Below are 8,802 nucleotides of genomic sequence, written 5' to 3' on the forward strand. Positions count from 1 at the left end.
CGGGCAGTCCTATCGCATTGCCCCAGTGATCTTCATGCCCCTCGAGCTTTGGCAATCGGCGCGAGCCGCCGGCGGCGGTTACCAGGAATCGACCGCGACGGCCGTGCTGGTAAAGGGATCCGGGACAGCGCTCGTGCAGATTCCGACTGCCGTTCCCGACACGATGGTCGGCAGCAAGAAGCAAGTGAGCGACCATATCCCCGGTGAGTCCGAGCAGAACAGCACGCTGCTCCTGATTCAGATCTTCCTGGTTGTGATCGCCGCGGGAATCATTGCTGCGTTCTTCTACATCATCACCTTGCAGAAGATGCCTGAGCTTGGCGTCATGAAGGCCATCGGCACCGGAACTGGCTATTTGGCAAAGGCGCTGGTGTCGCAGGTATTCGCATTGGCGCTTGTGGGCGTGCTGTTGGGAATATCGATCTCGGACACCCTGGCGCTCGTCATTGGCGACGCGGTGCCGTACAGCGTCTCTATGGACCGAATGGCGCTATTCGGCTCGTTACTCTTGCTCGTGGCGCTCGCCAGCACATTGCTGTCGCTCTTGCGAATCGCCCGCATCGATCCCCTCGACGCTATCAACAGGACGGCCTAGCGGCCCGTCGATCCATTCATGAGGACTCGCAAATGACGAACAACGTACTCGAAATGCGCGACATTGGCATGGTGTTTGGCGAAGGGGAGTCTCTGGTCGAGGCATTGACGCACGTCGATCTCGACGTGCGCGAGGGCGAACTGGTGGCGTTGATCGGACCCTCGGGGTCAGGGAAATCGACCCTTCTGTCGATTGCCGGGGCACTGCTCACACCGACGATAGGAACCGTCCTGCTCGATGGGGTGGACATCACCACCGCGGGAGAGAAGCAACGCGCTGAGCTGCGCCTGCAGAAGATCGGGTTCATCTTTCAGGGATCGAATCTTATCTCGTATCTGACCGCCCGGGAGCAGCTGCTGTTCATCGGCCATCTGACCGACATGGACAAACATGCCTCTGCTCAACGGGCAGATCGCTTGCTCGACGAGCTCGGGATGAGCGCTCGCGCTCGCCACTATCCCGATGCGCTTTCCGGCGGGCAACGGCAACGGGTGGCAATCGGCCGCGCGTTGATGAACGACCCGCGCATCATCTTTGCCGACGAGCCGACGGCGAGTCTCGATTCTGCGCGGGGACGCCAGGTCGTCACGTTGCTTGCGTCCGAGATTCACGAACGGAACAAGGCCGGGATTCTCGTGACCCACGATGAGCGCTTGATCGATCTGTGCGATCGGGTGGTGCGCATCACTGACGGCCGCATCGAGACCGCCAGTGGCGTCGGACCAGAGCAGATCCCTGTGGGTGCCGTCTGACCATTCCGACCGGTTGGGAAGTTCGCTACATCACGGACACCAAAAAAGCCGGCGGTTCTGAAGCCGTCGGCTTTTCTGGTCTGTTGATGCGCTGAGGGACTACCCGGCGACTGGAGCGGCAAGGTGCTTGTCCACCCGCTCGACGATCGCGCGTTTCGGATACCCACCAAGGAGACGATCGACCGGCTGTCCGTCCTTGAAGAGCACAAGGGTTGGGATCGTCATGATGCCGAGCTTGGCGGCGTTCACCTGCTCCTCGTCGACGTTGATCTTGACAACCTTGACCGTGTCCTCACGCTCCTTGGCAAGATCGTTGAGGATCGGGGCGATCGAACGGCAGGGACCGCACCAGGGGGCCCAGAAGTCGACCAGCACCAATTTATCCGACTGGGTGACTTCGGCATCGAACTGGGCGTCTGTAATTTCTGTGCACTTGGACATTCGTCATCTCCGACGTGGTTACTATTTACAAGTTACTTCTGGAATACTAGCACGTCTGTGCGACTGCTGCCAGACCGGTCCGCCATTGGATTGCGGTCTCCGCTCAGCCGCGGGCCGTATTCGAGAAGCTGAGGCCGTCTCCTCTCGGGCTATACTAACCGCTCTGGCGCAACTTCGGAGATGTGAATGCGGACATCGCCTGCCCGGTACTGGCGACTCATCCCAATCGTTTGCCCGCAATTTGGAGCCGGCGCACAACCCTGTTCGAGAATGGCCCCGTACGGATGGAGAATCGCCTGAGAATTGGGCTCGATGTGGCCCCGCTGCTCTACCCATATTCAGGCGTGCGCGCGTATGTGGAAGCGCTCATCGACTCATCTCGAAACGGTGATACAGGTGTCGATCTGGTGCCGATCTCGGCTCCCTCGGGTCTGCTGCGGTCCTCCTCGAAGATTGCCCGACTGAATTGGGATCTGCGGGGAATCGCGGTTGCGGCTCGAGGCTCGAAGGTGGAGTTGCTCCACATGACGCGCTTCGCCGCCCCACGCAGATTCGATGGTCCGCTGATCGTTACGGTGCACGATCTGATCCCGCTTCAATTGCCAGAATACCGGTCCTCTCGCCCCGCCAGGATCCAGAGCGCGCTCGCACGCGCGCTGGTCCCCCATGCGACTCGGGTGATCGTGCCGTCGAGCTACGTTGCCGGGGTCGTGCAGGAACTCCTGCGCATCGAGCGGGAACGGATCGATGTCATCCCGATGGGTGTTTCGCCCGTGGAGGAACCGCCCGCCGCTCCAGTTCTTTCGGGACCGTATGTTCTCCACACAGGCGGGTTCGATGCGCGCAAGAACCTGACCATGCTGCTGCAGGCGTTCGCACGCGCCTCTTGGGAGCTTGGGCCGGACTGGCGGCTCGTGCTGGTCGGTTCTCCACACTCGAACAACCCCGTTGTCTATCCACCAGTCGAACCTGTCATCGAGCAACTTGGCCTGGGCGATCGCGTGGTGCGCACCGGACGAGTCGACGAGCAGGAAAAGAACGCGCTCTACGCGCACGCCTCGATTGCGGTGAACCCCTCCCGTAGCGAAGGGTTCGGGCTTCCCATCCTGGAGGCAATGGCGCATGGCGTTCCCGTCGTTGCCAGCAACCGAACCTCGCACCCTGAGGTCGCTGGCGATGCGGCATTCCTGGTCGAACCGACGGTCGAGGCGTTCTCGGAGGCGATGATCGAGCTTGCAACGAATGACGCGCTCAGGACCGCGTTGTCGGCCAAGGGCCGAGCCCGCGCTGCCGCGTTTCCATGGTCGCGCACCGTCCGCGCGACCCTCGAGACATACAGAGCTGCCCTCGGCGCCGATCGAAGGTAGCTCGGGAGTTGTCGGAGAAGGGCCCGTCCTGGAAGCGCCGGCGACTCAGGTTCCGAGCGCTTCACAACCCTTGTAAGAAGAAGAACTCGAGATCGACCCGGCCCGGTGGGTCCTGCAGGCTGGCGAAGTCTTCCAGCGCGGCATCACTGAAGATTTCCGGGAAGTCGTCGGCCAGTATCTGGTTCACCGCCTGGGCGACGGCGATGCCCGTTTGCAAGTCCGAGCTCCAACCGAACGTAAGCGAAAGCCCCACGCGACAACCCTCGTACGGCGCCAGCACGTCCGCCAAGGTTGCGCTGGCGTCTTCGATCGCATCGGGATCGCCATTGATCAGCCCTTCGTAGTCGACATCGATGGAGAGCTCGACTTTGGACGGGTCGATCGATCCCTGTGCTGCTTGCTGGGCAAGCACCGTGGCGGTTGCGTTCGATGCGGCCTGCTGCGTGCTGAGCGCGGCGATAGTCGATTGCACCAGGTTCGCTTCCGCCTGCGCAGTCGCGATGTCGGCATCGCTCGACGAGTTGGCCGCCGCGAGCGCTTCCGCAGTGGCCTGTGCGGCAGCCGCGGCGGCCTGGGCGGTCGCAAGATCGTTGGCGCCCGATTCGGCGTTCTGGGTGGCAATCAGGGCCACCTCAGCTGCTTGAGTCTGCTGCGCCTCGATTGTCTGTTGCGCGCTGACCGCGTTTTCGGTCGCCTGCGCGGCAGCAGTGGCCAATTGGCTGTTCAGCTCGTTCGCGCTTTGGTCGGATTGCGCCTGCTGCGTCGCAAACGCGGCCAGTGTGGCCTGGGCTTCGAGGGCCTGCTGGGTGGCCTCGGCATTCGCGGTCGCTCGCTCCTCGTCGGTCAGGGCTTCTTGCGTGAGTTGCAATAGCGCGGCTTCGGTGGCGCGCTGAACCAGAATGGCTTGCTGCGTTGCCTGGGCGGCAGCGGTCGCAGCGGCTGCCTCGTCGACCGCCGTGGCCGTAACGTTCAGCGCGTCGAGCTCGGCCTGTTGCGCGGTGGCGGTCGCCTGCGCGGCTGCAGCCATGGTGGCGTAGCCATTGGGCGATGGTGTCGGCGTCGGAGTGGGTGGCGGTGTGCCAACCGTATTCGCGGTCAGGAAGAGCATGGCAAGACCGAGCAGGAGGTCAGCGAAGAGCCATCCTCCCAGCAGGATCATGTCTCGGCCTTCGCGTCGCCGGCGGACCTTCATGATGTCCGTGCCTCATTCGTGGTGGGGAACATGCGCACCTGGCCTAGCGACTTCCGCCGGGCCATGAGCCTTTCCGTGTCCGTGTCGATGGCTCGTCTTCCGCATACCCGCTCCCGCCCTGCAGCCAGGCAGCGTCGGCGCCGCCCGCGATATGGGTCAGGGTGGAGGCCAACGCATCGAGGCGTCGGACCAGCGAGCCAAGCTCATCGTTCATCTCCCGTTGGCGCAGCGACGTGGAAACTCCCGCCGCGCTGAGATCCCGCGCGACATCGGACAGGCTCGATGCCATTGTGTTCTGCTCGGACAGCAGCCGCGCCAGCGTCATGTTCTGTTCCTCGGCCAGCTGCGACATGCGGTTGAACTCTTCGCGGAGCTGTGAAAGCGCCAGCGAAATGTCGCCCAGGCTACGCGAGGACGCGCTGACGCCACCCACACCGGAACGGAGCGAATCGGCCAGTTTGGCGTTTGCTTCGGTCTGCTCGGCGAGCGCATGCTCCAGCCGCGCCTGTCCCCCCGAGAGAGACGCGGTCAGGTCGACGATTCCGTGCACGGCGTCGGTCGCGAGGCGTCCAGCTTGCGAGGCGGTTTCCGCTCCGGCCATCGACCGATCGGCGGCATCGGCCAGGGCCTCGGCGGCGTCGGCTATCTTGCGTGTCAACGCGGCATCGCTTTGCATGCTCGCGCCGACCAGCCGTTCCAGCGTGCTGACCGACTTCTGCAGCGACCGCTGGTTTTCGCCTGCGGCACTGACTTCGCTCGCCAGATCCTCGAGCGCATTTTGCAATCCGGTCGAAAGCTGCTTCATTTCGAGCAGCACGCGGTGTGTTTCTTCCGCGCCGGCACGCATTCCGCTGGCAAAGACACCAAAGTCGGCGATTTCGCGTTCGCGCCGGTTGGCAATCGACGCGAGACGATCGTGCTCGGCTTTCAGACGTGTGAGCAGTTCCTGGCTCGAATTGTCGAACCGGTCAGCCAGGCGGTGGACGCTGCGCGCCAGCATGGCCGGGCGTCCTGCGCGATCGGGGGCAAGCGCCACGGTTGCTTCAGCCAGGACATTGTCGAGTTCGGTTTTGAATGCCATGGCGCTCTTGTCGATCGCTTCTTCCCGCGCTTCGCGTCGTCCATGGGAATAGAAGGTCAGAAAGATGATGAAGCCGATGATTGCCGCATCCGTGAGCGCCAGCACCGAGAACGACGGAGACCACCAATGGGCGGTTCCGCCGAAGTTCTGCTCCCAGAGGAGCAGAAACGGATTCCCGACTTCGTCCGGATTCGACTCGATGTAGCGGGCGTAGTTGCGGCTCGCCTCGAAGAGGGCGAACCAGGTGAGCAAGATGGGCAGCAGGATCAGGACGTTCCGTAACCGGTCGACCCGGTCGACGATGGCCGGAACATACCCGCCTTCCCGTTTGACCGCGTAGGCGTGCGCAATCTGATCAGTGTTGAACGCCTGCCGCATGTCGACATCGGCCCAGCGGAGGCGGCTCTCGTCGGTCTCGAGCGACGAAGCCAGGTCGGTCAGGCGCTCGGCCGATTTCGAATCGACCTCCGCAACCGATGCCGCCATTGCTTCCAGCTCACGCGTCAGCTCGCTGGTTGTCGATGGCCGATGCCGCGACGCAAAGAGGTCATAGGTCGAGGTCGTGGGCCAACTGGACGTCGATCCATTGGTGACGCCGGTGCTGGGGGCATCGGTGGAGCTGGAGCGTAGCCGCATGCTGTTTGGGTCTCGATTTCTCGGTCGCAGGGTTCGAACGGGGGTTCCGTTTGCGGGGTAGATGTACGATGCGCTTCCCTCTGCGCATGGACAATGTACCATTCCCGGTATCCCTGCTGGTACCCCATTCTCAGCGAACGTACAGGGATCGGGCTCGTCATCACCCATGCCGACTATCGCGACATTCGACCACGCCATGCTTCGACCGGGCCGCAACCTGCCCGCGCTTCGTGCGCTCGGCGGGGGGGCGATTTCCATGGCCGGGACCGGTCAGCCCTTTCGCATCGCCGGGAATGAGGCGGTTGTCTACCGGCTGGAAAACGCCGCTCCTGGCTTTGTCGCGCTCCGCTGTTTCCTGACGGACAAGCTCGATAGCGCGGTTCTGGCTCGCTATCAACGGCTGTCGAAGGACGCGACCTTGCGACGGTTGCGCGCGTCCGACCACTCCCCGCTCGTACAGTTCGTCCATCTTTTCCCGGAAGGCTTGCTCTTGCCAGGACCGGACTTCCGTTCGTTGAGCGAGCCAGTGATCGCCATGGAGTGGATCGAAGGCCCGACGTTGATCGAGGCGGTCGACCGCGCCGCCCGCCAGCGCGAAAAGCGCGTGCTGAATGCGTTGGCCAACTCCTGGCTTCGTGCCGTGGCTGCCAACCGTGAAGTCGACTTCTCGCATGGATCGTTGACCGGGCAGAACGTCATGGTCGATCTGGAGCGAGGTCCTGTCTTCGTGGACTACGACACGGCCTGGTGGCCCGGGGCGGTGTCGATCTCGAAGGCCAAGCCGCCCGCCGCGTACGCGCACCCGCGCGGAGTCGCTTCCGCGCCGGAGCGGCGCGACGACTTCGCAGCCTTGCTTATCTACGTCTCGTTGCGGGCGCTTGCGATCGATCCGTCGCTGCGCGACGACTTTGGCGATTCGCCTGCTCGAATCGATGGCGCCTTGCTGTTCGCCCCGTCCGATCTGGCCGCGCCGAACAAGTCGAAACTCTTCGAACGGCTCACGTCGATGCCAGACGACGAGTTTCAGGGGCTGCTCGGAATCCTACGCGAGGCGTGTCGGGCAGCAGTCGATGCGGTTCCGCCGATCGATGATGCCTGGCATGCCGCTCGCGCTGCAGTCGTCGAGAAGCAGTCACCACCGCCGCCTCCGCCGGCAGCCATTCCATCTCCCCCGGTGGCGGCGGAAGCGACGTGGTACGACGTCGTCTCGCGCGAACCCGTCGAGGAGACGACCGCAACGTTCATCGCTGCCGTTATCGATCGGGACACCGAAACCGTCGTCGATCTCTGGTCGTCGGTTCGGCAAGCACCCGAGGTCATCCCGTATGCCATTCAGGCCACCAATCTAGCGACCGAGCATGTCAATCAACGTGTGGCCCGAGCCATCGATTCGGGTGACGACGATGAGTTGATCGCCGCCGTCGAGCAAGCCGAATCGCTGGTGATCGCCGTGCAACCGGGCGCCCGGCGCGCCTATCGTCGAGCGCTTCACCAGGCGGAGCTTCGCGCTCAACTGATCGAAGCGCTCGAGGCGGATGACCGCCAACGTCTCGCTGACATGGCGGCCAGTGGCGAGCTGGATGAGCTTCGCGGGATTTCACGTTCGGCGGAACGGTCGGTTCGCCTGGCAATCAAATGGCAACAGTTGCAGAAGGGGATCGATCTCGACGCTGACGAGATCATTCTGAGCAGCCCATTGGATGACCTTCTGTCGGAACCCGATTACCTCAGCCAGGAAGACAAGGACCGGATCGCGCTCGCCCAGGGTCGGCGTCGCTGGTTGCAGAATACTCGGAAAGCCCTGCGCGACCGTGATGCCGTTGCGTTGGCCGAGCTTTTCGCAGCCAAACCGCCGGAGTCCGAGACACTGCTCGGCCCTTCGGAAAAGCGGCGTGCCACTCGCCTGATCGCCCAGCGGCGCGCGGCCGTGCGCCTGCGCGAAGCGCTTGCATCTGGCGATGACCGCAAGCTGGTCGATGCCATGAACGACATGGAATCGACCGGCGCGTTGCTGCCCGCCGATCTCGATTGGGCGAGTATTCAGACGGTTGCGGACCGATTGAGCATCGTGGCCACGATTCGTCGCGCCGCCACTGCCAAGCCGCCAGACTACGCGCGCCTGGGACGCATGCTACCTGCCGCGCGAGCCGCGTTTGGCGGCGCGCAACCCTATCTGGGGCATGGGCTCGACTTCGCGGTGCTGGAGCACGACGTACGTCGCGAAGCTCATCGGGAACGCTTGCGCGAGGCGCTCCTCGCCGACGACGAGAACGCGATTCTCACCGCCGCATCACCCGATCCCTATGGCGCCATCGCCACGCTTTCGCCCGCAGAACAGTCTCGGGTGGCCGCCGTGCTCGCGCGCGCCAATGCCGCGAACCCCTTGAAGACTACGGACGTCATTACGCCTGCCACATGAGCGGGCACCCGCAGACTGGGCGCCGCTAGACAAACGCGCTCAAACCAGTCAAGTCCCGGCCCACCACCAGCGTGTTGATGTCCCACGTTCCCTCGAAGGTATAGATCGCTTCGATGTCCACCATATGCCGCATGACGTGGTGTTGCTGGAGGATGCCATTCCCGCCCAGGATTTCACGCGCCAGTCGAGCGCAGTCGCGGGCTATCTTCGAGTTGTTCGCCTTGGCCATCGCGGTCATCCCTGCGGTCGCCTCTCCGGCATCGAGCAAACGAGAGAGCTGCAGTGTCAGCAGCTGCGCTTTCGTGATCTCGGTTGCCAT

The 8,802-nt window shown here is 63.4% G+C and carries 8 protein-coding genes; 4 read left to right on the forward strand and 4 right to left on the reverse strand.

Annotation, left to right across the window (positions count from 1 at the left end; all coding sequences use genetic code 11):
- On the forward strand, window positions 1–595 hold a 595-nt coding region (locus R2855_19445; protein ID MEZ4533178.1), incomplete at its 5' end, for an ABC transporter permease.
- A 32-nt stretch (window positions 596–627) separates the two neighbouring features.
- Window positions 628–1,347: an ABC transporter ATP-binding protein gene (locus R2855_19450; protein MEZ4533179.1), complete on the forward strand. Its 720-nt coding sequence runs from the start codon at window positions 628–630 to the stop codon at window positions 1,345–1,347.
- A 99-nt stretch (window positions 1,348–1,446) separates the two neighbouring features.
- Here R2855_19450 and trxA read toward each other — a convergent pair whose 3' ends face one another.
- Window positions 1,447–1,788, reverse strand: a complete 342-nt coding sequence (trxA, locus tag R2855_19455; protein MEZ4533180.1) for a thioredoxin — start codon at window positions 1,786–1,788, stop codon at window positions 1,447–1,449.
- A 284-nt stretch (window positions 1,789–2,072) separates the two neighbouring features.
- Here trxA and R2855_19460 point away from each other — a divergent pair, with 284 nt between their 5' ends.
- Window positions 2,073–3,155 carry a glycosyltransferase family 1 protein gene (locus R2855_19460; protein MEZ4533181.1) on the forward strand — a complete coding sequence of 361 codons (1,083 nt, stop codon included), beginning with the start codon at window positions 2,073–2,075 and terminating at the stop codon, window positions 3,153–3,155.
- Window positions 3,156–3,216: 61 nt separating this feature from the next.
- On the opposite strand, the gene R2855_19465 is transcribed toward R2855_19460, so the two are convergent.
- Window positions 3,217–4,347 (reverse strand): hypothetical protein, encoded by a 1,131-nt coding sequence (locus R2855_19465; protein MEZ4533182.1) that lies wholly within the window; start codon window positions 4,345–4,347, stop codon window positions 3,217–3,219.
- A 43-nt stretch (window positions 4,348–4,390) separates the two neighbouring features.
- Complete coding sequence (locus R2855_19470) at window positions 4,391–6,064, reverse strand: hypothetical protein (protein ID MEZ4533183.1); 1,674 nt, start codon at window positions 6,062–6,064, stop codon at window positions 4,391–4,393.
- 166 nt (window positions 6,065–6,230) lie between these two features.
- Here R2855_19470 and R2855_19475 point away from each other — a divergent pair, with 166 nt between their 5' ends.
- Window positions 6,231–8,483, forward strand: coding sequence for a hypothetical protein (locus R2855_19475; protein ID MEZ4533184.1), 2,253 nt, complete (start codon window positions 6,231–6,233; stop codon window positions 8,481–8,483).
- Between the two features lie 25 nt (window positions 8,484–8,508).
- On the opposite strand, the gene R2855_19480 is transcribed toward R2855_19475, so the two are convergent.
- Window positions 8,509–8,802 (reverse strand): acyl-CoA dehydrogenase family protein (locus R2855_19480; protein MEZ4533185.1); only part of this gene is annotated, 294 nt, incomplete at its 5' end.

This window comes from Thermomicrobiales bacterium (assembly GCA_041390825.1).
In the GTDB taxonomy this organism is placed as follows: Bacteria; Chloroflexota; Chloroflexia; order Thermomicrobiales; family UBA6265; genus JAMLHN01.

Bases quoted from the DNA above. Each gene is read 5' to 3' on its own strand.
- R2855_19475 (MEZ4533184.1), top strand. From the start codon at position 6,231: ATGCCGACTATCGCGACATTCGACCACGCCATGCTTCGACCGGGCCGC.
- trxA (MEZ4533180.1), bottom strand. From the start codon at position 1,788: ATGTCCAAGTGCACAGAAATTACAGACGCCCAGTTCGATGCCGAAGTC.
- R2855_19465 (MEZ4533182.1), bottom strand. From the start codon at position 4,347: ATGAAGGTCCGCCGGCGACGCGAAGGCCGAGACATGATCCTGCTGGGA.
- R2855_19460 (MEZ4533181.1), top strand. From the start codon at position 2,073: ATGGAGAATCGCCTGAGAATTGGGCTCGATGTGGCCCCGCTGCTCTAC.
- R2855_19450 (MEZ4533179.1), top strand. From the start codon at position 628: ATGACGAACAACGTACTCGAAATGCGCGACATTGGCATGGTGTTTGGC.
- R2855_19470 (MEZ4533183.1), bottom strand. From the start codon at position 6,064: ATGCGGCTACGCTCCAGCTCCACCGATGCCCCCAGCACCGGCGTCACC.